Genomic DNA, 23093 nt, shown 5'->3' on the forward strand with positions numbered 1-23093 from the left:
GAGCTGTGGAGCTGGATATCGAGGATCCACTGCGGTTGGACCGGCAGGTGTGTTTTGCGCTCGCGGTGGCCAATCGCGCGGTACTGGCCGTCTATCGGCCACTGCTCGAACCCATGGGGCTGACGCATCCGCAGTACCTGGTGATGCTGGCCCTGTGGGGGGAGGCGCCCATGTCGGTCAAGGACATCGGCGAGGCCATCCAGCTCGATTCGCCGACGCTGTCGCCGCTGCTCAAGCGGCTCGAGGCCGCCGGGCTCATTACCCGGCGGCGGGATACCCACGATGAGCGCAATCTCATTGTCGATCTGACCGCCGCGGGCCGGGAGTTGCGCACTGCGGCCGAGAGGATTCCGCCCGCGGTGGTCGAGCGGCTCGGCGTCAGCCTGGCCGATCTGGAAGACCTGCGCGATGTGCTCAACCGCGTGAACACCGCGGCTCGCCGTGCGGCGGCCGATACAGCGAAGGGAACCCGGCGATGAAGCGTCCCAACCCGATTCAGTGGGTCGGCTACTCCTTGGGCGCCCGGCTGCCGGATTCCTTGCAGGAGTGGGTTCGCAATGACTTGACCGGGAAGTTTGCCGTACCAAGGCATCTCGTGCGCGGATTGTTCCCGCTCACCCCGATCTTCGCCGCCTTCCTGCTCTTCCCCGGCGAACTATGGCTGCGCGGCGCGATGGTCCTGCTCGCCGTCCTGCTGGCAGGCTTCTACATCATCGCCTACATGCCCATGAATCGTGCGCACCGACTGGGAAAGCACGGTCTCCCAGAGGATTTGGAGAATCCCGTCCGCGCGAGCCGCCGTGCTGCCGAGCGGGCGTCCTACGAAGCTCGCTACGGCCGCTGAGCGTGCGTCCGAAAGCTACCCACGTCATCCCAGCGCGATCTTGCCCGGGATCCACTCCGCTGCAGTGGATCCCGGCCAAAAACATGCCGGGATGACGGGGCCGCTGTGCGCGACTACTGAATGTTCTGGGTGCAGGCCGAGGTGACGACGTGTGCCGCCTGCGGGCTGGCGCTGCCGAGGTCCGGGAACGGGGGATTGCTCTGCCCGAGTCCGGTGATGGCGGCCTGCTCGGCCTCGTCGCGGGAACCGGCTGCGGCCCAGCCGAAAGTTCCGTCCGCACCCTGGGCGACCGCGCCGCAGCCGTCGGTGAAACGCAGGACGAGATCGCAGTCGTAGCTGGCGCAGTCGCGAATGGCGTCGGCGTCGGCCGATACCTTGCTCCGATCGGTGGAGACGACCGCGGTATTGCGGAGCTTGGAGACGGCGATGGTGCCGTAGTACTGCGCGGCGGCCTCGGCGTTACCTGCTGCGGCCAGGGCACAGGCAATGGTTACGGCGGCGGTGAGGGCGGTGGTGCGTGCAACCGACAAGAGAATTCCCGATGTTTCAAACAAATGACGGACGTCCGCGATGCTAGCCGTGCCTCGGTCGGTCGGCCACCAATTCGCCGATCGAGATGTGGTCAGCGGGTGGGGATCCGGGTGAGTGCCTTGCGGAGGGCGGTGAATGCGGCGGCATTGGCGCGCTGGGTTTCCGGCAGATGCCAGGCCATGGACATGAAGCCGTGGATGGTGCCGTCGCAGCGCTGGATCTCGGTCTCCACACCGGCTTCGCGCAGCAGTTGGCCGTAGACCTCGCCCTCGTCCCGCAGCGGATCGAATTCCGCGGTGGCGATATACGCGGGCGGGAGACCGGTGAGATCGGCGACGAGCGGGTTGGCGTAGGGGTCGTCCGTCTCGGTGCCCGAATTCAGGTATTGCTGCCAGTACCAGCGCAATTGGGGTGCGGTGGTGAAGTAGCCGTCGGCGTTCTCGGTATAGGAGACGCTGTCGCAGGCCGGGTCCAGCATGGGATATATCAGCAGCTGGAACGCCACGTCGGGGCCGCCATTGTCCCGGGCCTGCAGGGCGGCGACGGTGGCGAGATTTCCGCCCGCGCTGTCACCGGCCACCGCGACGCGGGCCGGATCGCCGCCCAGGGATTCGGCATTGTCGGCGACCCAGCGCAGCACTGCGTAGGCATCCTGCGCGGCAGCGGGGAACCGGGCCTCGGGGGCACGCCGGTAATCCACCGAAATCACGATCACCCCAGCGGCATTCGCCATGGTGCGGCAGAAGCGATCATGGCTGTCTAGATTGCAGAGTACGAACCCGCCACCGTGATAGAAGACCACCACGCCGGGCACCTTCTCGGCATCGAGCGGCCGGTAGAGCCGTACCGGTACTTCGGGGGCATCGAGAGGGCCGGGGACCAGCCACTCCTCCACTCCTGCAACGGGAATGGGCTCGACCACCGGCGCGGGGCGAGCGGCGAGGAAGGCGCGCGCCTCGGTCGCATCGACCACCTCGGTACCGAGAGCGGGGAAGGCGGCGGTCGCCGCGTCGACGAAGACTTGCCATTCGGGCGACAGTGGCATCGCGGACTCCTCAGGTGGACAAGGGATTTCAGTTGGAATGGTGCGCCGCCCGCCTCGCAGGTGCGGGCGGCGCACCGACCCGCGCGGAACGTCCGAGAACAGTTCCGCACGGATGGTCACATGCCGCGCGGAATGAACTTGCCCGCGGCGAGCCCGCCGTCGATGGCCACCTCGGCGCCGGTGATGTACCCGGCCGCATCCGAGGCGAGGAAGGCGACCAGTTCGGCGACCTCCTCGGGCAGGCCGCTGCGCTCCAGCGGCAGGTTCGGGAAGCTGCCCGGACCGGTGGTCAGGTACGGGACCATCGGAGTGGCGATGGGACCGGGATACACCGAATTGACGCGGATCTGGGACAGGCCCAGCTCCAGCGCGGCGACCTTGCTCAGCCCGCGCAGGCCCCACTTGGACGAGCCGTAGGCGGCGTGGTTCATCAGGCCCTCGAGCCCGGACTGCGAGGAGATATTGACGATGGAGCCGCCACCCGCCTCGATCATCGACGGGACGACGGCCTTGATGCCGTTGAACGCACCGACCAGGTTCACCTTCAGAATGCGTTCCAGCTCATCGGAACCGGTCTCCATGAGCGGCTTCATGGTGTAGATGCCGGCATTGTTGACCAAGACGTCCAGCTTGCCGAAGGTCGAAACCGCTGCGCTGACCGCGGCATCCCAGCTGTCGGTGTCGGTGACATCGTGATGCACGAAAAGGGCGGCGCCGCCGAGGGATTCGGCGAGCTCCTTACCCTCGGTCTCCAGCAGATCGCTGATGATCACCTTCGCGCCGCGCTCGACGAACAGTCGCGCCTCGGCAGCGCCCTGACCGCGGGCGGCTCCGGTAATCAGTGCGACTTTGCCGTTCAGATCAACCATTTCGCGTTCCTTCTACTCGTTTCGACAGTGCTAGTTCGTATTACGGAAGCGGGGGATGACCTTCTCGCCCCACTGCCGAATGGTCTCCATGCACGCTTGCTGCGGCACCGTGCCCATTTGGATGAGGCACAGGATCTCGTCGGCGCCGGCCGCCTGTAGTCGCTCCACATAGGCGATGGCGTCATCGGCATTGCCGTAGGCGTGCTCGGCATTGAAGATGGCGGTCGACCCGGACTTCACCGGAATCTTGGCCTCGTGCAGGTAGGCGACGTGCTCCTCAGCGGCCTCGCGGATCTTGGCGACCTCGTCGACAGTCGGATCCACGGCTTCGTCGGGCACCGGCCCCGCGCCGTAGTAGTGCTTGATGGCCTGCGCGAAGAACCGCTGCCCGCGCGCCCCGATCTGCCGAGCCTGCTCACGATCATCGAGCACGATGGTCGGGCACAGCGCCGCGAAATGGTCGTTGACCACGGTCGAGACGAATCGTTCCCCGGTCCGGGCCGCAATGGCCGCGTCGTAGATGTGCCGCAGTTCCGCGATCTCCTCGACCCCCGCGAATCCGAGCACCAGCGCCCCGATGCCATAGTCGGCGGCAAGCTTCAGCGTGTCCTTCCTGGTGCACGCCATGAACAGCGGCGGATGCGGGCGCTGCACCGGCCGCGGCAGCAGGTGATGCGGCTCGATATCCAAAAGCTCACCGTGGTAGGAGAATTCGCCTTCCGGATCCTGCCAGGCGCTCGCGATCAGGCGCAGCGATTCCTCGACTTCCTGATAGGTGCGTGCGGGATCGACGCCGCACATGGAGGTCTCGACAGCGGTGGCGCCGCGCCCCGCACCCAGGTTCAGGCGACCGCCCGACAGCACATCGAGCATGGCCGCCCGTTCGGCGGCGCGCACCGGATGATTGAAGTTGAACGGCATGCAGACCACGCCGTGCCCGATGCGAATCCGCTCGGTCTGCGCGGCCACCCAGGTCAGGAAGATCTCCGGTGCGCTCATATGCGCGTACCACTTGAGCCCGTGGTGTTCGACCGCCCACACGGTGTCGAAGCCCATCCGGTCAGCGAGCACGGCTTGGGCCACCGAGTCGCGCAGCACCTGTGCTTCGTGCTCGGCGGTGGGATTCGCCATCTGCGCTTCGAAGATCATGGAGAACTTCATCCGGGGCTCCTTGCCAGCTGCAGGCCCGTCCGGCCGCTATGCCTAACCGGAATACTTCAGGACCCATACCCTCAGGTCATTCGGTTGTCTCAGTGGCCGGGACCACACCGTGCCGCCATGCATCCCCGGTCTTAGCGTCGGTTCAAATGCTGAGGAAGGACGGAACCGGTGGGACAGCTGGACGGGAAGGTCGCCCTGATCACGGGCGGTGCGCGGGGTATGGGCGCGGAGCATGTGCGCCGATTCGTCGCCGAGGGCGCTCGTGTGGTGTTCGGCGATGTGCTCGATGACGAGGGCAAGGCGCTGGCGGCCGAGCTCGGCGCCGCCGTCCACTATGTACACCACGATGTCACCGGTGAAAGCGACTGGCAGGCAGCGGTTTCCGTGGCTGTGGCCCAGTTCGGCCGACTGGATGTGCTGGTCAACAATGCGGGCATCCTGCGGTTCAGAAAGCTGCTGGAGATGAGCCTGGATGAGTGGAACCTCATGCAGAACATCAATGTGACCGGCGCTTTCCTCGGTATCAAGACCGCCGCGCCCGCCATGATCGAATCCGGTGGCGGCGCGATCGTCAATGTCTCCTCGGTCGAGGGGTTTGTCGGCGCGGCCGGGCTCTCCGCCTACAGTGCAAGCAAATTCGCGCTGCGCGGGCTCACCAAATCCGCCGCCCGGGAACTGGGGCACTCGGGAATCCGGGTCAACTCCATTCACCCCGGCGGTATCGCCACCCCCATGACCGCGTCCGTCGCGGGCGCGACCGGGCTGGACGGCAATAGTTTCTTCTCCGATCTGCCCATTCCGCGCTGGGGACAGCCCGTGGAGGTGTCCGAAGTGGCGCTCTTCCTGGCTTCCGATGCCTCGAGCTACTGCACCGGCGGCGAATTCGTCGTCGACGGCGGCATGCTCACCAGCTGCGGCTACTAAGGACTGATACTCAATGGAATTCGAATTCGACGTTGTTGTCGTGGGTTCCGGCGCCGCCGGTATGACCGCCGCGCTGACCGCTGCATACCGCGGCCTGTCGGTGACCCTCATCGAGAAGAGCCGGCTCTTCGGCGGCTCCACCGCGCGCTCCGGCGGCGGTGTGTGGGTGCCCAATAACCCGGTGCTGCAGGCGGCGGGTGTACCGGACAGCCCCACCATGGCCCGCACCTACCTGAAAGCCGTTGTCGGCGATCGGGTTCCGGAAGCCAAGCAAGATGCCTTCCTGGACAATGGCCCGGAGATGTTCTCCTACATCGGAGCTCGCTCCAAGTACTGGGAGTTCGTCTACGACCGCGGCTATTCCGACTACCACCCGGAGTTCCCGGGCGGTTTGGCGCAGGGCCGCAGCATCGAGCCCGCGGTGATCGACGGACGATTGCTCGGCGGCGATCTGCACAAGATCAACCAGCCGACCATGTCCGCGCCCAAGGGCATTGCGATCACGGTCAGCGACTTCCACGACCTGAATATGATCGCCCGCACCTGGGCGGGCAAGAAGACCGCCATGAAGGTCGGCGCCCGCACCGCGCTGGCGCTGGCCAAGGGCGCACTGCCGCTGAGCCTGGGCAAGGCCCTCGCTGCCCGGCTGTGGCTGTCGCTGCGTGATGCCGGAGTGCCGGTGTGGCTGAATACGCCACTGACAGAACTGATTATGGAAGGCGACACCGTCGTCGGCGTGCGCGCCGAGCACGAGGGACGTCCTGTCACCATCAAGGCCCGCCGCGGTGTGGTGCTGGCGGCCGGCGGCTTCGAGCACAACCTGGAGATGCGCAAGCAGTACATTCCGGGCCCACAGTCCACCGAATGGACCGTCGGCGCCACCGAGAATGTCGGCGAGGGCATTGTCGCGGGCCAGAAGGCCGGCGGCGCAGTCGATCTCATGGATGACGCCTGGTGGGGTCCGTCGGTGCGCAGCCCCGAGGGCCGTCCGCCGTTCTTCTGCCTGGCCGAGCGTTCGCAGCCGGGCGCGATCATCGTCAATGATCTGGGCGAGCGGTTTGTCAATGAGTCCGCGCCGTATGTGAATGTGGTGCACAAGATGTACGAGCAGGAGGCGGCCGGCGTCGGCAGCATTCCCGCGCACTTCATTTTCGATCAGAACTTCCGCGACCGGTACCTGTTCCTGGGCAACTTCCCGAAGCGTCCACTGCCCCAGGCGTATTTCGACAAGGGCATCATCAAGCAGGCCGATACCCTTGCCGAGCTGGCGGGCAAGTTGAATATCCCGGCCGACAAGCTGCAGGCCACCGTCGAGCGCTTCAACGGCTTCGCCGAGAACGGCCGCGACGAGGACTTCCTGCGCGGCGATTCGGCCTACGACCGCTACTACGGCGATCCGACCGTGAAGCCCAACCCGACCATGGCGCCGCTCACCCGCGGCCCGTTCTACGCGGTCGAGATGGTTCCCGGCGACCTGGGCACCAAGGGCGGTCTGGTCACCGACGAGCACTCCCGCGTGTTGGACGACAACGGCAAGGTCATCTCGGGTCTGTATGCGGCAGGCAATAATTCGGCCGCAGTCATGGGCAACGACTATGCCGGTGCGGGCGCGACTATCGGACCCGCCATGGTGTTCGGATACATCGCCGCCAATCACCTGGCCGATGCCGAGCCCGCAGCGGAGTCGGTCGCGGAACCGGTCGCTCCGGCCAAGCGCACGGCCCGCCGTGTTGCCGCGAATCAGGGGAACTGACATGGGACGAGTCGATACCAAGCATGTGATCGTCACCGGCGGCGCCCGCGGCATGGGCGCGGCCTTCGCCCGCAGGCTTGCCGCCGAGGGTTCCAAGGTGGTCATCACCGATGTGCTCGTCGACGCGGGCGCGGCGCTGGCCGCCGAGCTCGGGGAGAACGCGCTGTTCCTGCCGCTCGATGTGACCGACGAGGCGGCCTGGAACGAGGTGGTCGCCACCGCCGAGTCGAAGTTCGGCCCGGTCTCCGGGCTGGTCAACAATGCGGGCATCGTGCACGTGGACCCGATCGAGAAGCTCTCGGAAGCGGACTACCGCAAGGTCATCGACGTCAATCAGGTCGGCGTCTTCCTGGGCATGAAGGCCGTGGTCGGCTCCATGCGCCGGGCGGGCGTCGGGTCGATCGTGAACATCTCCTCGACCGGCGGGCTGATCGGTTACTCGAACATCCTCGGATACGTGGCGTCCAAGTGGGCGGTGCGCGGTATGAGCAAGACCGCCGCACAGGAGTTCGCCGTCGATAACATTCGGGTCAACTCCGTGCACCCCGGCATTATCGCCACCGAGATGGTCGCGACTTCCGCACGTTCCCAGTCGATTGCGGCCAATCAGCCCATCGCTCGACCGGGCACACCCGAGGAGCTCGCCAACCTGGTGCTGTTCCTCATCTCCGACGAATCCTCCTACAGCACCGGGGCGGAATTCATCGCCGACGGTGGCTTCACCACCCAGTAGCACGGCACCACCCGGTAGCACCGCACCACTCAGTAATACAGCTGCGAGACAAGGAAATTCGTCATGAAGGACTTCCACGGCAAAGTCGCCGTCATTACCGGTGCCGGTGCCGGCATCGGCCGGGCGCTCGCCCTCGAACTGGCCCGCGGTGGCGCGCAGCTGGCGCTGTCGGGCCGTAATCTCGAGAGTGTCGCCGAGACTGTGGCGCTGTGTGAGAAGCACGGCGCGAAGGCCCGCGCCTACAAGCTGGACGTCACCGATCGGGCAGCGGTCTATGCGCACGCCGATGAGGTTGTCGCCGACTTCGGCAAGGTCAATATTGTGGTCAACAATGCCGGAGTCTCGTTGACCGCCAATATCGAAGACGTCTCGTGGGAAGACTTCGAGTGGATTTTCAATATCAACTTCTGGGGCACCGCCAATGGCACCAAGGCGTTCCTGCCGCATGTCATCGCCTCCGGTGACGGGCATATCGCCAATGTCTCCAGCATGTTCGGCCTGGTGGCCTGCCCGAGCCAGAGCGGTTACAGCTCTTCGAAGTACGCCATGCACGCCTTCACCGACGCACTGCGCCAGGAAATGATCATCGCCGGTCACCACGTCGGTGTCTCCAGCGTGCACCCCGGCATGATCAAAACCGAGATCGCCTGGAAGGCAAGGGCTTCCGCCAACCGAGACCGTGACGCCCTGGCGACCAACTTCGACGGCCTGGCCAAAACCTCGCCCGAGCAGTGCGCGCAGATCATCGCCAGCGGCATGAAGAAGAACAAGCCGCTCATCCTGATCGGCACCGACGCCAAGGCCATGAACTGGATGCGCCGCCTGCTCGGCTCCGCCTACATGAAGCCCCTCACCGCGCAGATGCGCAAGGAGATCTAGCTCCGGCCACTGCCGCGATCAGCGGCCGGAGCTTCGCCCGGTAGCCCTGCACACCCCTAGGTGTGGGGCTACCGGTTTTTATGTGAGTCCCATTGGTGCAGAGAGGCTTCCGATGTCCTCGACTACGGCTGACTGATTTTGTCCGGCCTACTGCTCCGTGCTCGGTTCGTCATCTGTGAACTGGACAATGCTGATCACGAACGGCATTCGAGCCTCGGTGTCGCCCCACCGTGATCGGTCGGTGGTGATGATTTCCCAGTCCAGGTAGCGAGCCACCGCCACCGTATGAGCAGCCGACAGGTCGATCGGTTCACTCGCGGCGGCTTGGACGTCGGCGAGTTCGTTCGCGTCGTCGGTCGTAGTCAAGGCAGCGATCTGGATCGTGGCGAGGTTGTCGACCGCGCCGTTGACCTGGGCGCGTTGGTCTTCGGACAATCCGACCAGACTGGTGGCCAGCGCGAGGAACGGGACAGCGATGCGAATGTCACGGGCATCGAGGACGGCGATCAAGTTGGAGACATTGGGGTCACCGTGGGCGTAGGCGTGGAGGACGGTGTCGTCGAGGACGTAGCCAGCGCTCATCCTTGCGCCGCCCGCCGCTGCGCGAGCCGAGCGGCGAGTAGGTCTGCCTGTCGTTCAGCCCACGCCACAGCAGTGGGATCTTTCCGGTCCTTCGCGATGCGGGTCTCCCACGCCAACCGGTTGCGTGTCTGTGTGGACTTGAAGTGTGTGATCAGGCGTGAGATCACCGCGTCGAGCGATTCATTGGGCTTGGCTAGAGCTTGCAGCTCGTCCCTGGTGGTGGGGCGCGCGGTGATTGTGGTCTTGTTCTCAGCCATGCCTCCAAGCATATAGGTAATGCTTCAGGCATTGCCCGCATTAGCGTCATCCCTGGGGAACTGAGCAGAGTCGGCCTTTTCGTGCACTACTGCGCGGAATATGGCGGTATCCGGGCTGTTGCGAAATGCCAGCCTCATCTCACATGCTGGACAGACACGCCCGGGCGGTCTGGAAGTCCTGGCGAAACGCCCGACTCCCGCGGCGTAATCTGAGGTGCGATCTCACTATGCGAGACGACAATTCGATTCTGCAACAGCCCGTATCCCGCCGAATTCACGCCGATAGTGCACGATCAGGCCGGGTTGCGCAGCTGTCCCTTGATCACCTTGCCGCCGGCATTGCGGGGGAGTCGGCCGGTGAAGACCACCTCGCGGGGAACCTTGTAACCGGCGAGGCGGCTGCGGGACCATTCGATAATGGCGGCGGGGTCGGGGGCGGCGTGATCGGTCGGGACGACGACCGCGCGGCCGACTTCGCCCAGTCGGGCATCCGGGACGCCGATGACCGCGACCTCGCGAATATCTGGGTGCTGCAGTAGGACTCGTTCGATTTCGGCGGGGTAGGCGTTGAAACCGCCGACGATGAACATGTCTTTCAGGCGGTCGGTGATGCGGAGGTAGCCGTCTTCGCCGAGAGTTCCGATATCGCCGGTGTGCAGGTAGCCGTCGGTATCGATGACGGCGGCGGTCGCTTCCGGATCATCGAGGTAGCCGCGCATGACATTGGGGCCCCTGACGATGATTTCGCCCGGCTCGCCCGGCACCACATCGGTGCGGTCCCGGTCGACAATGCGAATTTCGGTGTCGGGCAGCGGCTTTCCGACCGTTTCCGCCAGCAGTTCGGCGGGGGCGTCCGGCGGGCAGACCGTGACCACGCCCACCGATTCGGTGAGACCGTAGGCCGTGAAGACGTAGGGCACACCGAGGTCTCGGCGAATGCGCTCCACCAGTTCGGCGGGAATGACCGCACCGCCGGTGCCCGCGAGCCGGAGCGAACCGAGTATGTGGTCGCTGTGATCGGCGGCCAGCAGATCCGTGAACAGTGTTGGCGGCCCGGCTAATACGGTGACGCGTTCACTCTCGATCAGGCGCAGCGCCTGCTCCGCCTCGAAGCGTTCGACCGGAATCATGGTGGCGGTGCGCAGCAGGCAGGCGATGATGCCCGCCTTGTATCCGAAGGTGTGCGAGAACGGATTCACCAGCAGATACCGGTCGCGCGGGCGCAAGGTCACCGCATCCGCCCAGCGGGTAAACACCTCCAGGGTCTGCCGGTGCGTGGCGAGCACACCCTTCGGCTCGCCCGTCGTGCCGGAGGTGAAGAGGATGTCGGACACCGATTCCGGATCGACGCTCGCCGCGCACGCCTGTGCGATCTCGGGCGGCACCACGGTCCCCGGCCCGAGAAAGCCTGCCCAGGAACTGATATCCCAGTTGGGGGCGGCCTCGCCGACCGAATCATCCAGCAGGATCAGGTGTTCCAGACTTGAGAGCGCCAGGCCGGAATTGGCCAGCATCCACGGATAGTCGTTGCCCAGAAACTCCTGCACCGTGCAGACCGCCTTGGCGCGGCTGCGCGTGAGTATGTCGGCGGTCTCCGGCCCGCGCAGCCGAGTGCTGATCGGCACCAGCGTGGCCCCCGCGCCGAGCATGCCCAGCGCGGTCACGATCCAGCGATTGCTATTGGGCGCCCACATGCCGACCCGGTCACCGGTCTCGATGCCCGAGGCAATGGCCGCACGCGTCACCGCCCCGACCTGCTCCGCCAGCTCGGCGAAGCTCACTCGCCCGGCCGGACCCGTGATCGCCACCGCATCGGGGTAGCGCCGCGCTCTATCCGCCACCAGGGCAGGAATGGTCGAAACCGGGACGGACGCAGCACCGCCGCCGATGGATGCCGCATACCGCCGATCCATGCGCCCATCCTGCCGTACGACCCCGTCCCCGATGCCCGTTTCAACCGTGCCATCCCGCTGACCGGGCGTGCCGTGTTGCCTCACACCCCACTTCCCGAACCAATCCCGCAAAGACATCCGCCCCAAGGTCGCGGCCGTCCCGGTTCTGGACTGAGTGGAGCGGGGGAGCGCAGCGGAGGAGCGGAAGGAGGGAAGAACCGGGACCAGAGGCCGCGACCCCGCCGGAGCGAAGCGGAGGCAGATAAGCACAGTTCCGCTGATTGGGATGCGTGTTGGGGGTGAGGGCCGTCACGCGGCACGCTCGATAACAGGTTCCCGGAGGCTGCGGGACGAGGCGGGGGCTGATGAATTCAGAACATCGAAGGAGTGACATGACCGCCGGAGCGGAGCTTGCGCAGCGACCCGATGTGGCGGCCGACGCCGTGACCGTTGTCGAACTCGACGGCGTTTGCGGGCTGTCGCGGCAGCAGATCGGCGGCAAGGCGTGGAGTATCGATCACATGCGGGCCCTCGGGCTGCCGGTGCCGCCGGCGTTCGTCATCACCACCGAGGGCTGGGCCGATTACACCCGGCGCGGCGCGATCGCCGACGAGATCTGGGAGCAGGTGCGCGCCGGGATCACCACCATCGAGCGCGGCACCGGGCGCATCTTCGGTTCCTCTGATCGGCCGCTGCTGGTCTCGGTGCGCTCGGGCGCGGCCATCTCCATGCCCGGCATGATGGACACCGTCCTGAACCTCGGCATGACCGATGCGGTGCAGCAGGCGCTGGCCACCCAGACACAGAATCCCGACTACGCCAACGACACTCGGCAGCGCTTTGTGCACCAGTACCGGGAGACTGTGCTCGGTGATGCGAACGGCGCGGTGCCGCTGGACCCGTGGGATCAGCTGCGCGGCGCCATCGAAGCGGTGTTCCGTTCGTGGGATTCCGCGCGCGCCAAGACTTATCGCCGCAATCGCGGTGTGTCCGACACGCTCGGCACCGCGGTCACCGTGCAGGCCATGGTATTCGGCAATCTTGATGAGCACTCCGGCACCGGCGTGCTGTTCAGCCGCAATCCCAATACCGGCGACGGTCCCGTGTACGGCGAATGGCTGGTCGGCGGGCAGGGCGAGGATGTGGTCTCCGGCCGCCTCACCCCGCGGCCGCTCGACGAGCTGGCCGCGACCCAGCCGGACGTGCACGCCCGGCTGATCGCCGCCACCGAACTGCTCGAACGTGACGGCCGTGACCTGCAGGACATCGAGTTCACCGTCGAATCCGGCACCCTGTGGATGCTGCAGTCGCGTTCGGCCAAACGGTCCGCGCGGGCTGCGGTGCGCACCGCGGTCGCCATGGTGGCCGAGGGTTTGATCAGCGCCGATGAGGCGCTCGATCGGATCACTCCCGATCAGGTGCGTGAGGTGCTGCGCCCCGCGTCCGGTGTCACGACCGGGCAGGAGCCGCTCGCCCGTGGCGAATCCGCTTGTCCCGGACTGGCTTCCGGCGTCGTCGTCACCGATCCCGATGAGGCCGAAACCCGTGCGGAGGCCGGTGAGGACGTCATTCTGGTGCGTCCCACCACCAGTCCCGACGATCTGCACGGCATGATCGCCGCGCGGGCCATTGTCACCGAATTGGGCGGCACCACTTCGCATGCCGCGCTTGTCAGCCGCGAACTCGGCCGCCCCTGCGTGGTCGGTTGTGGTCCCGGTGTGGTCGCGGCGCTGGTCGGCCGGACCGTCACCATCGACGGCGGGGCCGGGCTGGTGCTGGCGGGCGAGATTGTCGCCAAGCCGGTCGAGCAGATCATTCTCGACGATGTGGCGCAGCTGGCGCAGTGGGCGGCTGTGGAGGCTGCGCAGCTGGTGGATCGGCTCGAAGAACGTGCTGCTGCCCCGGAAAGTGCTGAGCAGGAAAAGGATACCGTTGTGGACAGCCCCGTCACCGAACTTGCCTTGCTGCGACTGGTCGGCATCAAGGGCCGGGTGAACGCCGACAATGTGGCGCTGAGTCTCGGCGCTGATGCGGGCGAAATCGCCACTCACTGTGCGGTTCTCGTGGCCGCAGGGGTCTGTGTCACCACCCCCGCCGGCTTCCGGCTCACCCCCGAGGGCCGTGCCCGGCTGGAGCAGTTCCTCACCGAAGAGCGCACCACCGTGGACGCCGCCGCTCTCACGGCCGCCTACGACGAGTTCTGCGTCTACAACGCCGATCTCAAGGTCATCATCACCGATTGGCAGATGAAGGACCCGGCCACCGTCAACGATCATGCCGACGCCGATTACGACGGCGCGGTCCTGGCTCGTCTCACCGACACCCATCAGCGCCTGCGCCCGCTGGTGCAGCGACTCGGTCAGCTGGCTCCCCGCCTGGTCCGCTACACCGACCGCCTCGACCGTGCTGTCGAGCGCATTGCCGAGGGAGATCACACCTACGTGGCCCGCCCCATTATGGACAGCTACCACACCGTCTGGTTCGAACTCCACGAGGATTTGATCGGACTGTGCGGCCTCACCCGCGCCGAAGAGGCAGCAGCCGGCCGTGCCCACTGATCCGATGGTTTCCCTCGCCGCTCAGCGCTGGATCGACTTCGCTGAGATCGACAATGTTCGCGACCTCGGCGGACTGCCCGTAACCGGCGGTGGGACAACCCGTTTCGGTATGGTCTTCCGCTCCAGCACCCTGCAGCAGGCCACCTGCGAGGATCTGACGCAGCTGCTGGAACCGCTCGGCCTGCGCACGGTCATCGACCTGCGCCTCCCGGACGAGGTGGAACGCGAAGGCTACGGACTGTTCGCCGACGCGGCCGTCCACATTGCCAATCTGCCGATCCGGAAGTCGGTTCAGTCATCTTTGGCTGCAAGGGATCTGGTTCCCGATAAGACTCGGGTGGATCTGACCGATCTCTACGGACAGCTGCTGAACGGCAGTGGCGATCACATTGTGGAAGCAGTCCGGCTGATCATCGATCCGGCGCGGCGTTCGGTGCTGTTCCACTGTGCCGCAGGCAAAGACCGCACCGGTGTCCTTGCCGCAGTGCTGCTGGACGCGGTCGGAGTCACGGCCGAGGCCATTGCCGACGACTACGAAATCACCAACCAGCGTATGCGGCGAGTCCGCGACCGCTTGGACGCGCTGCCCTCCTATGCCGGTCTGCCGCAGGCGAATACCGGCATTCTCGCCATCAGCGCCGATGTCATGCTCCGCTTCCTGGAGAAGCTGCACGCCGAGCACGGTGGCGCGGGCGCATGGCTCCTCACCCAGGGCCTCACCGAGACGGAATTGCACCAACTCCGTCAGACCCTGGTAGAACTCCCCGCGAGTAACTGACCCGCGCACACATAACACCCCGTCATCCCGGGGTGCTTTTGGCCGGGATCCCCACGGGCAGCGTTCAATACACGGTTCCCATCGCGGACCGCACCTCGTCGAGCGTGTGGTCCGCAATGTCGTTCGCACGCCGATTTCCTTCGCGCAGCACCGTGCGCGCGAAATCCGGATCCCGTGCCAATTCGGCGCGGCGCCCGCGATGCGCGGCGAAATAGTCGTTCACCGCATCTGCGGTGAGCTTTTTGAGCGCCCCCGCACCACTGTCGCCGATACGATCCGCCAGCACCTTCTCATCAACTCCGGTGCACAACGCGGCGGTGGTGAGCAAGGCCGAGACGCCCGGCCGGAGCTCCGGGTCGAAGCTGATCCGTCGCTCCGAATCCGTTGGCGTGCGCCGGATCAGCGCCGCCGTCTCATCCGCGGTCATGGCGAGCGTGATCGCATTCCCGTAGCTCTTGGACATCTTCCGCCCGTCCAGCCCCGGCACCTCCGGGGCCGGCGTCAGCAGCGCCTCGGGCTCCGGAAAGACTTGCCCGTAGCGCTCATTGAACCGCCGCGCGATCACCCTGGTCAGTTCGACATGGGGCAGATTGTCCTTGCCCACCGGCACCAGATTGCCCTTGCAGAACAGAATGTCCGCAGCCTGATGCACCGGATAGGTCAGCAGCAGCCCACTCAAAGCCCTACCGGCAGCGGCATGTTCGGCCTTGACCGTCGGATTGCGGTGCAACTCGGCCTCGGTGACCAGACTCAGGAACGGCAGCATGAGCTGATTGAGCGCCGGCACCGCCGAATGCGCGAAGATCGTCGCCCGGCTCGGATCGATCCCCGCCGCCACATAATCCAGCACCGCATGAAAAACGTTGTCCCGCACCGGCCCGAGGCCGTCCCGATCGGTGATCACCTGATAATCGGCCAGAATGACAAACGTCTCCACTCCGAGATCGTGCAGCCGCACCCGCTCCGAAATCGTCCCGAAGTAATGCCCCAAATGCAGCAACCCCGTAGGCCGCTCCCCGGTGAGCACCCGGTACCGCCCAGGATTTTCGGCAATATCGGCGCCCAGCCGCTCACTACGCCCCCGCGCAGCCGTAAAAGAATCCATCGCACAGTTCCTACCTACTAAGTGGACTGCACGACCCCTCGCTCCACACCACGGAACCCACAGGCTGCGTACAGCCCATGAACATGATCATTCAGGCTGCGGTCGCAGCCACCACCACACCTGCCGGAGGTTCATCACCCCGCCACAATAACAACCCCGCCGCTACCTTCGCGACGGAGATTCCGCCACCGAATCGCCCAAGCGGTCGATGTCAGCGCAGGTGGAGAGCTCTGCCCCGCCGGTCCGAACGGTCAGAAGTCGCTGTGAAGCGGCAAATCGTGTCGTGCCGTGCTGGTTTGTGACCGTGTAGGCCGATCGCAGCGACGATGCTTGCGAGCAGTCACCGCGCTATCCAGCGATGTCGGGTCAAGGTTGGTTGATGAGGACCTTGCTGTCCTCGCCGGGCTTCATCAGAGTGAGCAGGCGTTCGGCTTCGGTGCGGATGTCGGCTTCGGCGGTGGCTGAGAGGGGGTGCCACGGGGTGATCTGGATAGTGGCGCCGTTGATGGACCATCGGCCGTGGACGAAACCGTCTACGAGGTACATCGGGACGCCTCCGGAGGCGATCTTGGTTATGCGGGCGCGGTCTTCGTCGCTGATCACGCGGGTGCGGTCGCGGTGGCCGAGGAGGGCGTTGTCGAAGGCGGGGAGTAGGCGGACCGGAGCGGGCAGGTCGGGGTCGGCCAAGGGGGCGTCGGGGAGGTCGAAGAGGTCTCGGCCGGATTCGTCTCGGTAGACGCGCAGTTGGGGGCGCAGGCGTGCGAGCACTTCGGCGAGGCGGGTGGTTCCGGACCACGCCTGGATGTCGGCGACGGTGGCCGGGCCGAATGCTGCCAAGTAGCGGAGGATCATGGTCTCTGGCTGCGGCGACTCCGCGAGAGGTGTGCCCATCCATTCCTCGGCGAGGGAGACCGAGACGCGGCGATTGCGCCATGCGCCCCACACACCGGCCTCGGGATGGTGCACCATCGGGAGCATGACGCCGAGCGCCTGGGCGAGCCTGCCGGGATGCGGGCTCGGGAAACGGTCCGCGAGCATCTGTGCGAGCTCGATGCGGGTCAGTGTCCGGCCGGTGAGCAGTTCCCTTCCGGCAGTGCCGAATTCGATGCGATCGATGCCGTCGATCGCCTCCTGGAAGTAAGGCGCCTGCAGCGCGGCCTCGATGACCGGCCGCACCGTCGGATACAACCAGCGATAGTCCGCAGCGTCCGCCAGATGCACGGTGCGCCGAATCATGGTGGACCGCACCACACTCCGATCGTGCAGTAGCGCAGCGAGATCCTCGTGCCGGAAATCGGTCAACCGAGTCCACAGCCCCACATAAGGCCAGTTCGGCTCCTGCCCCTGCACCGCGATCAGATGCCGAATGAGATCACCCGCAGGCATCGAAACCCGTTCGGCCAGCATCTGCCGCACGAGCAGGGTCCGATTCAACTGGCGCAGCGATATTTCCGTCATAACCCCATTGTCGAACCTAAGTAGGACAGCTTCTGTCCTATCTTGCGCAGCATCTCCGATCCGCTCGGTATGCAGCTCGAATCGCTGTTTGCGCGGCGCTGACCGCGCACACTCGGGGGATGAGTGGGTTGGTCGGGGTGGGGGCGTTTCGGCGGGTGTTCGAGCCGCGGGGGGAGGGTGGGCGGTGGTATGTCAACGACCACACGGTGATTCGGGCGCAGGACGGGCGGTGGCATCTGTTCGGGATCACGCATCGGGAGCCTGCGGATCCGTTCGATGAGACGGTGTTCGCGCATGCCACCGCGGGGGAATTGGGTGGGCCCTGGGTGCAGGAGTCGCCGGCGTTGACGGTGGATCGGGAATATGGGGAGACGCATCTGTGGGCGCCGTTCGTGGTGTGGGACGGGGCGCGGTACTGCATGTTCTATGACGGGGGAGGGGCGGATCGGACGGCTACCGGGATGAATCTGGCCACCTCTGCCGATCTGTTCCAGTGGACCAGGCATCCCGGTGGTCCCCTCTTCCGGGACGGGTATGACGCGCGTGATCCGATGGTGCTGCGCATCGGGGACTGGTGGGTTATGTACTACTGCGCCACCAGCACTCGTGCGGGCGGTAATCACGTGGTCGCCTATCGGACGAGTACGGATCTGGTGGAGTGGGGCCGGCGCCGCATCGCCTATACCGATCCGACCGCCGGAACCGAGGCGGGCAATACGGAATCGCCGTTCGTCGTGCCGCACGGCGGCTACTGGTATCTGTTCATCGGCCCGCGTCCGGAGTATGTCGGCACCGAGATCTTTCGCAGTACCGACCCGTTTCACTTCCAGCCCCGAGACCGCCTCGGCCATATCGCCGCGCATGCCGCCGAGGTGGTGGCGGACGGGGATTCGTTCTGGATCACCGCCGCCGGCTGGGGGCAGGGCGGAGTCCGGCTGGCTCCCTTGCACTTCCCGAGCTAGCCGATCTTCCTCATTCGGGCGTGCCCGGCCCGTCGAACTGGGATTCTGGAGTACGAGTCGAGAGTCCACCCACTGTCGGGAGGCAAGGCAATGGCCCGGATCGGCGTTATCAGTATTTCCGATGGCCGTGACTACGTGCACGGGGGAATCGTCGGATTCATTCGTACAGTGGAAGATCGGCTTGTCGCCGAATTGACCGCGGCCGGTCACACGGTGGTGCGCGGGCGTGAACCGGTCGCCGGCAATCAGCAGGCCGTCGCGGTGGCGCGGCGCGTGCAGGCCGCAGGGGTGGATCTCACGGTGCTGCACTACGCGGTGTGGGCCTTCCCGCACTTCACCATGCTGGCGGCGGGACAGCTGACGAGTCCGATACTGCTGCTGTCGAATATCGATCCGGTGCAGCCCGGAATGGTGGGCATGCTGGCGGCGGGCGGTGCACTCGACCAGATCGGCCGGGAACACGGACGGCTGTGGGGAGATCCGGGCGACCGGGAGCTGATCGAGGCCATCGGGGTGCGGGCGCGGGCCGCTGCCGCGGTGGGAAGTCTGCGGGGCAGCACCTTCGGGCGGATCGGCGGCCGGCCGATGGGTATGAATACCGCGGTGGCCAATACCGACCAGTGGCAGCGAACCTTCGGGATCGATGTGGAGGAGATCGATCAGTGGGAGATCGTCCGGCGGGCCGAGCTCGCCGATGCGGGGGAGGCCAAGGGCGCCCGAGAATGGCTGGAGCGCAATACCGCCGGGGTGCACTACGACGGCCGCAAGCTGACGCCGGAACTGCTGGAGCGGCAGATCTGCTCCTACCTGGCCATGCGGGATCTGATCGCGGAGTGGCATCTGGACTTCTCCGGCATCAAGGGCCAGCCGGAACTGACCCAGCATTTCGCGACCATGGATATCACCGAGGCCTTTCTCAACGACCCGTACGACTGGAACGGCCCGAAACAGCCGCATGTATGCGCCACCGAGGCGGATATGGACGGCGCGCTCACCATGCAGCTGCTCAAGCAGATCTCCGGTACCCCAGTACTTTTCGCGGATGTCCGGCACTATCACGCCGACCGTGATATCTGGGATCTGTGCAATTCCGGGCAGCACGCCACCTGGTTCGCGGCCCGCAGCGACGATCCCGCCGAGAACCTGGCTCGTGTGCACCTCTACCCGGAGGTGTTCTTCTTCCCCGCCGGTGGTGCGTCGGTGCATCATCTGGCCGCGCCCGGGCAGATGACCTTCGCCCGGCTCACCCGTAAGAACGGTGCGTACCGAATGCAGTTGATGCTCGGTGATTTCGAGACCTACGACGATGCGACCAATGAGGCGCTGATGAAACAGTCCACCCGGGAATGGCCGCATGCCTTCGCCCGCCTGGATGCCGAGGCCCCGGATTTCCTGTCCCGCTTCGGCGCCAACCACATTCACGCCGTTCCCGGTGACCGCAGACCCGAGGTGCGGGCCGCCTGCGAGCTACTCGGCGTCACCCTCGACGAATTCAGCCGGGCGAGCTGACATGCTGCTCGGCATCGATATCGGAACCTCCGGATCCAAGGGTGTGCTGGTCGATCACCGCGGCATGGTGGATATGAGAGCCGAACGACCACACCGGGTCTCGACTCCACGTCCCGGTTGGGTGGAGCACGATGCGGAGACGGTGTGGTGGGCGGACTTCGTCGGCATCGCGCGGGAGCTGGTGGCCGCCGCCGACGGCGCACCCCTCGAGGCGCTCGCGGTGAGCGGGATCGGGCCCTGCCTGCTGCCCGCCGATGCCGAGGGCAGGCCGCTGCGGCCCGCCATCCTGTATGGCGTCGATACCCGCGCCGTTATCGAAATCGAGGAACTGACCGCCGAATTGGGTGCGGACACCGTGCTGGAGCGGTCGGGGTCCCCGCTCACCAGTCAAGCTGTCGGCCCGAAACTACGCTGGCTGGCCCGGCACGAGCCGCAGGTCTGGAAAGAAACCCGAATGCTGTTGATGGCCAGCTCATTTCTGGTCCACCGCCTCACCGGCCGCTATGTGCTCGACCATCAGTCCGCCAGCCAGTGCGTACCCATGTACGACCTCATGTCGCAGACCTGGGCCACCGACTGGGCCGATTCGGTGGCGCCCGGCCTACCTCTACCCGAATTGGCCTGGCCCACAGAGATAGTCGGCCACGTGACGCCCGAAGCCGCAGCGGCGACCGGACTTCCGGTAGGGCTGCCCGTCACGACCGGCACCATCGACGCCTGGGCCGAGGCCGCCGGTGTCGGCGTCCGCGACCCAGGCGACATCATGATCATGTACGGCACCACCCTGTTCCTCACCCAGGTGCTCACACACCCGCATCCGCATCCCGGCTTCTGGACCACGTGCGGAACCTGGCCCGGCACATACACATCCGCCGCCGGCATGGCCACCTCCGGCGCAATCACCGACTGGCTGCGCGCCCTCACCGGGAGTGACTTCGGCGACCTACTCGACGAGGCCGCCGACGTCCCGCCGGGCAGCCGCGGCCTACTGGTGCTGCCCTACTTCGCGGGTGAACGCACGCCCCTCTTCGATCCCGATGCCCGCGGCATCATCGCCGGACTGACCCTCACCCACCAGCGTGCCGATATCTACCGTGCGGTCCTGGAGGGCATCGGCTACGGCGTCCGCCACAATCTCGAGGTCATGGCGTCCGCGGGCGGCGACGCCCGTCGCCTGATCGCGGTGGGCGGCGGCACCAAGGGCGGCCTCTGGACCCAGATCGTCTCCGATATCACCGGCCTCCCACAGCAACTCCCCGCCGACACCATCGGCGCGGCCCTGGGCGACGCCCTGCTGGCGGCGGAAGCCATCGGCCTGGACACCTCCGCCTGGAACCCCATCACCACCACCATTGACCCCAACCCCTCCCGCACCGTCCACTACACCCCCTACTACCGCCACTACCGCTCCCTCTACGAATCCACCCGCACCACAGCCCACTTCCTGGCCGCCGAACAACACCGCGCCGCCACCCACGACTGACCCCTGCCGGACCGTCACCCACGACGGACCGCTACCCGCCCGTCATCCCGGCATGCTTTTGGCCGGGATCCACACAGTCAGCGCCGCAACGGGTCCGGTGGATTCCGGCCAAAAGCGCGCCGGAATGACGGGGCGGCGAGCCCTACCGGCGGGTATGTGACGGTTGCCCGGCAATCGCGGAACCTAGGACAACAGGGACTCCAGGTGGTATGACTTTCGCGTGGCATGGACGTTGCGGCTCAGCGAGCACGAAGAGGCTGCGCTGTGCGCGCAGGCGGTACTGGAGGGGCGATCGAAGCAGGAGATCACCCGGGATGCGCTGCGCACCTATTTGGAGCGCCATCGTGCCTGGGAGGGCTTCCTGTCCGACGACAAGGTCGTCTACGGGTAGTAGGTGTCACGAATGCGGGCATAGCGCTCGCGAATCGCCATGCCGACTCCGGGCGCGACGGGGTGGAACTCCGTCGGCGCCAGCGTCGGCCAGCGCGGCGGTCGCGGCCCGCCCCGCAGCGCCCAGGCGGCCTGCCGTGCCGCGCCGAGCGCCACGTACTCGCTCGGATTCGGCACCGAGACAGTCTGTCCGAAGATGGTCGCCGCCGCATGCGCGATCAGCCGTGACCGCGCCGCCCCGCCGATGAGCAGAATCCGGTTCGGTGTGGTCGGCAAGCGGTCGAAGGCCTCGGCGATATTGCAGAGCATTCCCTCGATCGCCGCCCGCGCCAGATGATGCGGTCGCATGGTCTCCGGGCGCAGGCCGTGCAGACTTCCGGTGGCATGCGGCAGATTCGGCGTGCGCTCACCGGCGAGGTAGGGCAGCAGCGTCAATCCGTCGGCGCCCGGCGGTGATTGCGCGGCCAGCACCTCCAGCCCGGACAGATCGGTGCCGAGCAGATTCGCGGTGGCATCCAGTACCCGCGAGGCGTTCAGCGTGCACACCAGGGGCAGGAACGCCCCCGTGGCATCGGCGAAACCATTGACCGCCCCGGAAGCATCGGCGCTGGGATGCCCGGAGCGGGTGAAGACCGTCCCGCTGGTGCCCAGCGACACCACCACATCACCGTCCGTGATTCCCAAACCGAGTGCGGCCGCGGCATTGTCACCGGTTCCGGCCGCCACCAACCGCCCGCCCGGAGTGCGCCCCGCCACCTCCGCCGGATCGAGCACCCGCGGCAGTGCCGGGGTGCGGCCGCGGAAGGCCATCGATAGCAGATCGGTGCGATAGTGCCCGGAGGTGGGCGACCAGTATCCGGTGCCCGAGGCATCGCCACGGTCGGTGGTGGTCTCGTCGTGCGGATCGCCGCCGCGCAGCTGCCAGGTGAGGTAGTCGTGCGGCAGCAGCACCCGCACGGTGCGGTCGGCGAGCTGTGGTTCGTGATCGGCGAACCAGCGCAGTTTGGCGACGGTGTGCGCCGCGAGCGGCACGCTGCCGACGGCATCGGCCCACGCCTGCGGTCCGCCGAGTTCGGCGACCAGTTGGGTCGCCGCCTCCGCCGAGCGAGTGTCGTTCCACATCAAGGCGTCTCGCACCGGCTGCCCGTCGGCATCGAGCGCCACCAGCCCGTGCTGCTGTCCCGCGACGGCAATGGCCTCGACATCCCGCATCATCCGATCGCAGGCCTGTCTCAGTGCGTCCCACCAGATCGAGGGCGCGACCTCCGTGCCGTCGGGGTGCGGTATCTGACGCTGCCGCAATACCGTTCCGGTATCGGCGTCGCACACCACCAACTTGCAGGATTGAGTCGAAGAGTCCACTCCGGCAACGACCGTCAT

At 66.3% G+C, this 23093-nt stretch carries 22 protein-coding genes; 12 read left to right on the forward strand and 10 right to left on the reverse strand.

From position 1 onward, the window contains the following. Positions 1 to 11: 11 nt before the first annotated feature. Together JWN03_RS35370 and JWN03_RS35375 are read left to right on the forward strand one after the other, a co-directional pair. Positions 12 to 479 carry a MarR family winged helix-turn-helix transcriptional regulator gene (locus JWN03_RS35370; RefSeq protein WP_297624495.1) on the forward strand — a complete coding sequence of 156 codons (468 nt, stop codon included), beginning with the start codon at positions 12 to 14 and terminating at the stop codon, positions 477 to 479. Continuing rightward, positions 476 to 844, forward strand: a complete 369-nt coding sequence (locus JWN03_RS35375; RefSeq protein WP_297624424.1) for a DUF5313 family protein — start codon at positions 476 to 478, stop codon at positions 842 to 844. The genes JWN03_RS35370 and JWN03_RS35375 overlap by 4 nt, the downstream gene beginning before the upstream one ends. Before the next feature lie 113 nt (positions 845 to 957). Here the strand turns inward: JWN03_RS35375 and JWN03_RS35380 are convergent, their stop codons facing one another. From JWN03_RS35380 to JWN03_RS35395, 4 genes are all read right to left on the reverse strand, one after another. Continuing rightward, positions 958 to 1374, reverse strand: a complete 417-nt coding sequence (locus tag JWN03_RS35380) for a DUF4189 domain-containing protein (RefSeq protein WP_297624426.1) — start codon at positions 1372 to 1374, stop codon at positions 958 to 960. A 92-nt stretch (positions 1375 to 1466) separates the two neighbouring features. Then, positions 1467 to 2420 (reverse strand): alpha/beta hydrolase, encoded by a 954-nt coding sequence (locus tag JWN03_RS35385; RefSeq protein ID WP_297624428.1) that lies wholly within the window; start codon positions 2418 to 2420, stop codon positions 1467 to 1469. Between the two features lie 116 nt (positions 2421 to 2536). After that, positions 2537 to 3289: an SDR family NAD(P)-dependent oxidoreductase gene (locus JWN03_RS35390; RefSeq protein ID WP_297624430.1), complete on the reverse strand. Its 753-nt coding sequence runs from the start codon at positions 3287 to 3289 to the stop codon at positions 2537 to 2539. Positions 3290 to 3319: 30 nt separating this feature from the next. Further along, the gene (locus JWN03_RS35395; protein ID WP_297624432.1) at positions 3320 to 4450 is read right to left on the reverse strand and encodes an LLM class flavin-dependent oxidoreductase; all 1131 of its coding nucleotides are present in this window, start codon (positions 4448 to 4450) and stop codon (positions 3320 to 3322) included. Positions 4451 to 4618: 168 nt separating this feature from the next. Between JWN03_RS35395 and JWN03_RS35400 the strand changes: the two genes are divergently transcribed. The 4 genes from JWN03_RS35400 to JWN03_RS35415 all read left to right on the forward strand — a co-directional run bounded on the left by JWN03_RS35400 (position 4619) and on the right by JWN03_RS35415 (position 8739). Then, on the forward strand, positions 4619 to 5374 hold the full coding sequence (locus tag JWN03_RS35400; protein ID WP_297624434.1) for a glucose 1-dehydrogenase: 756 nt from the start codon (positions 4619 to 4621) through the stop codon (positions 5372 to 5374). Positions 5375 to 5387: 13 nt separating this feature from the next. Then, positions 5388 to 7127: a 3-oxosteroid 1-dehydrogenase gene (gene kstD / locus JWN03_RS35405; RefSeq protein ID WP_297624436.1), complete on the forward strand. Its 1740-nt coding sequence runs from the start codon at positions 5388 to 5390 to the stop codon at positions 7125 to 7127. Between the two features lies 1 nt (position 7128). Beyond that, complete coding sequence (locus tag JWN03_RS35410; protein ID WP_297624437.1) at positions 7129 to 7860, forward strand: glucose 1-dehydrogenase; 732 nt, start codon at positions 7129 to 7131, stop codon at positions 7858 to 7860. Between the two features lie 63 nt (positions 7861 to 7923). Next, the gene (locus JWN03_RS35415) at positions 7924 to 8739 is read left to right on the forward strand and encodes an SDR family NAD(P)-dependent oxidoreductase (protein ID WP_297624439.1); all 816 of its coding nucleotides are present in this window, start codon (positions 7924 to 7926) and stop codon (positions 8737 to 8739) included. A 147-nt stretch (positions 8740 to 8886) separates the two neighbouring features. On the opposite strand, the gene JWN03_RS35420 is transcribed toward JWN03_RS35415, so the two are convergent. The 3 genes from JWN03_RS35420 to JWN03_RS35430 form a co-directional block, all read right to left on the reverse strand. Then, the gene (locus JWN03_RS35420) at positions 8887 to 9321 is read right to left on the reverse strand and encodes a hypothetical protein (RefSeq protein ID WP_297624441.1); all 435 of its coding nucleotides are present in this window, start codon (positions 9319 to 9321) and stop codon (positions 8887 to 8889) included. Beyond that, positions 9318 to 9578, reverse strand: coding sequence for a hypothetical protein (locus tag JWN03_RS35425; protein WP_297624443.1), 261 nt, complete (start codon positions 9576 to 9578; stop codon positions 9318 to 9320). Before JWN03_RS35425 ends, JWN03_RS35420 begins: the two co-directional genes overlap by 4 nt. A 293-nt stretch (positions 9579 to 9871) precedes the next feature. Continuing rightward, complete coding sequence (locus tag JWN03_RS35430; protein WP_297624445.1) at positions 9872 to 11491, reverse strand: FadD3 family acyl-CoA ligase; 1620 nt, start codon at positions 11489 to 11491, stop codon at positions 9872 to 9874. A 371-nt stretch (positions 11492 to 11862) separates the two neighbouring features. Between JWN03_RS35430 and JWN03_RS35435 the strand changes: the two genes are divergently transcribed. After that, positions 11863 to 14028: a pyruvate, phosphate dikinase gene (locus JWN03_RS35435; RefSeq protein ID WP_297624447.1), complete on the forward strand. Its 2166-nt coding sequence runs from the start codon at positions 11863 to 11865 to the stop codon at positions 14026 to 14028. After that, positions 14018 to 14806 (forward strand): tyrosine-protein phosphatase, encoded by a 789-nt coding sequence (locus tag JWN03_RS35440; RefSeq protein WP_297624451.1) that lies wholly within the window; start codon positions 14018 to 14020, stop codon positions 14804 to 14806. Before JWN03_RS35435 ends, JWN03_RS35440 begins: the two co-directional genes overlap by 11 nt. 64 nt (positions 14807 to 14870) lie before the next feature. On the opposite strand, the gene trpS is transcribed toward JWN03_RS35440, so the two are convergent. After that, positions 14871 to 15911: a tryptophan--tRNA ligase gene (gene trpS / locus JWN03_RS35445; RefSeq protein ID WP_297624454.1), complete on the reverse strand. Its 1041-nt coding sequence runs from the start codon at positions 15909 to 15911 to the stop codon at positions 14871 to 14873. A gap of 366 nt (positions 15912 to 16277) precedes the next feature. Then, positions 16278 to 17369, reverse strand: coding sequence for a winged helix DNA-binding domain-containing protein (locus tag JWN03_RS35450; RefSeq protein ID WP_297624456.1), 1092 nt, complete (start codon positions 17367 to 17369; stop codon positions 16278 to 16280). A gap of 119 nt (positions 17370 to 17488) precedes the next feature. Here JWN03_RS35450 and JWN03_RS35455 point away from each other — a divergent pair, with 119 nt between their 5' ends. The 4 genes from JWN03_RS35455 to JWN03_RS35470 all read left to right on the forward strand — a co-directional run bounded on the left by JWN03_RS35455 (position 17489) and on the right by JWN03_RS35470 (position 21714). Beyond that, positions 17489 to 18331 carry a glycosyl hydrolase family 32 gene (locus tag JWN03_RS35455; protein ID WP_297624458.1) on the forward strand — a complete coding sequence of 281 codons (843 nt, stop codon included), beginning with the start codon at positions 17489 to 17491 and terminating at the stop codon, positions 18329 to 18331. Positions 18332 to 18421: 90 nt separating this feature from the next. Further along, positions 18422 to 19840: an L-fucose/L-arabinose isomerase family protein gene (locus tag JWN03_RS35460; protein ID WP_297624461.1), complete on the forward strand. Its 1419-nt coding sequence runs from the start codon at positions 18422 to 18424 to the stop codon at positions 19838 to 19840. 1 nt (position 19841) lies between these two features. Beyond that, positions 19842 to 21323 (forward strand): FGGY-family carbohydrate kinase, encoded by a 1482-nt coding sequence (locus JWN03_RS35465; RefSeq protein WP_297624463.1) that lies wholly within the window; start codon positions 19842 to 19844, stop codon positions 21321 to 21323. Positions 21324 to 21543: 220 nt separating this feature from the next. Further along, a complete protein-coding gene (locus JWN03_RS35470; protein WP_297624466.1) occupies positions 21544 to 21714 on the forward strand; it encodes a hypothetical protein in 171 nt (56 codons plus the stop codon). Here JWN03_RS35470 and xylB read toward each other — a convergent pair. Continuing rightward, complete coding sequence (gene xylB / locus JWN03_RS35475) at positions 21705 to 23093, reverse strand: xylulokinase (protein WP_297624469.1); 1389 nt, start codon at positions 23091 to 23093, stop codon at positions 21705 to 21707. The genes JWN03_RS35470 and xylB overlap by 10 nt on opposite strands.

This window comes from Nocardia sp. (genome assembly GCF_025465275.1).
In the GTDB taxonomy this organism is placed as follows: domain Bacteria; phylum Actinomycetota; class Actinomycetes; order Mycobacteriales; family Mycobacteriaceae; genus Nocardia.

What these genes read in the sequence shown, in the direction of transcription:
- JWN03_RS35390 (WP_297624430.1), bottom strand. Translation starts at nt 3,289, where the DNA reads ATGGTTGATCTGAACGGCAAAGTCGCACTGATTACCGGAGCCGCCCGC.
- JWN03_RS35395 (WP_297624432.1), bottom strand. Translation starts at nt 4,450, where the DNA reads ATGAAGTTCTCCATGATCTTCGAAGCGCAGATGGCGAATCCCACCGCC.
- JWN03_RS35455 (WP_297624458.1), top strand. Translation starts at nt 17,489, where the DNA reads ATGAGTGGGTTGGTCGGGGTGGGGGCGTTTCGGCGGGTGTTCGAGCCG.
- kstD (WP_297624436.1), top strand. Translation starts at nt 5,388, where the DNA reads ATGGAATTCGAATTCGACGTTGTTGTCGTGGGTTCCGGCGCCGCCGGT.
- JWN03_RS35425 (WP_297624443.1), bottom strand. Translation starts at nt 9,578, where the DNA reads ATGGCTGAGAACAAGACCACAATCACCGCGCGCCCCACCACCAGGGAC.
- JWN03_RS35430 (WP_297624445.1), bottom strand. Translation starts at nt 11,491, where the DNA reads ATGGATCGGCGGTATGCGGCATCCATCGGCGGCGGTGCTGCGTCCGTC.
- JWN03_RS35415 (WP_297624439.1), top strand. Translation starts at nt 7,924, where the DNA reads ATGAAGGACTTCCACGGCAAAGTCGCCGTCATTACCGGTGCCGGTGCC.
- JWN03_RS35460 (WP_297624461.1), top strand. Translation starts at nt 18,422, where the DNA reads ATGGCCCGGATCGGCGTTATCAGTATTTCCGATGGCCGTGACTACGTG.
- JWN03_RS35435 (WP_297624447.1), top strand. Translation starts at nt 11,863, where the DNA reads ATGACCGCCGGAGCGGAGCTTGCGCAGCGACCCGATGTGGCGGCCGAC.
- JWN03_RS35410 (WP_297624437.1), top strand. Translation starts at nt 7,129, where the DNA reads ATGGGACGAGTCGATACCAAGCATGTGATCGTCACCGGCGGCGCCCGC.
- JWN03_RS35385 (WP_297624428.1), bottom strand. Translation starts at nt 2,420, where the DNA reads ATGCCACTGTCGCCCGAATGGCAAGTCTTCGTCGACGCGGCGACCGCC.
- JWN03_RS35420 (WP_297624441.1), bottom strand. Translation starts at nt 9,321, where the DNA reads ATGAGCGCTGGCTACGTCCTCGACGACACCGTCCTCCACGCCTACGCC.
- JWN03_RS35450 (WP_297624456.1), bottom strand. Translation starts at nt 17,369, where the DNA reads ATGACGGAAATATCGCTGCGCCAGTTGAATCGGACCCTGCTCGTGCGG.
- JWN03_RS35375 (WP_297624424.1), top strand. Translation starts at nt 476, where the DNA reads ATGAAGCGTCCCAACCCGATTCAGTGGGTCGGCTACTCCTTGGGCGCC.
- xylB (WP_297624469.1), bottom strand. Translation starts at nt 23,093, where the DNA reads ATGACGGTCGTTGCCGGAGTGGACTCTTCGACTCAATCCTGCAAGTTG.
- trpS (WP_297624454.1), bottom strand. Translation starts at nt 15,911, where the DNA reads ATGGATTCTTTTACGGCTGCGCGGGGGCGTAGTGAGCGGCTGGGCGCC.
- JWN03_RS35465 (WP_297624463.1), top strand. Translation starts at nt 19,842, where the DNA reads ATGCTGCTCGGCATCGATATCGGAACCTCCGGATCCAAGGGTGTGCTG.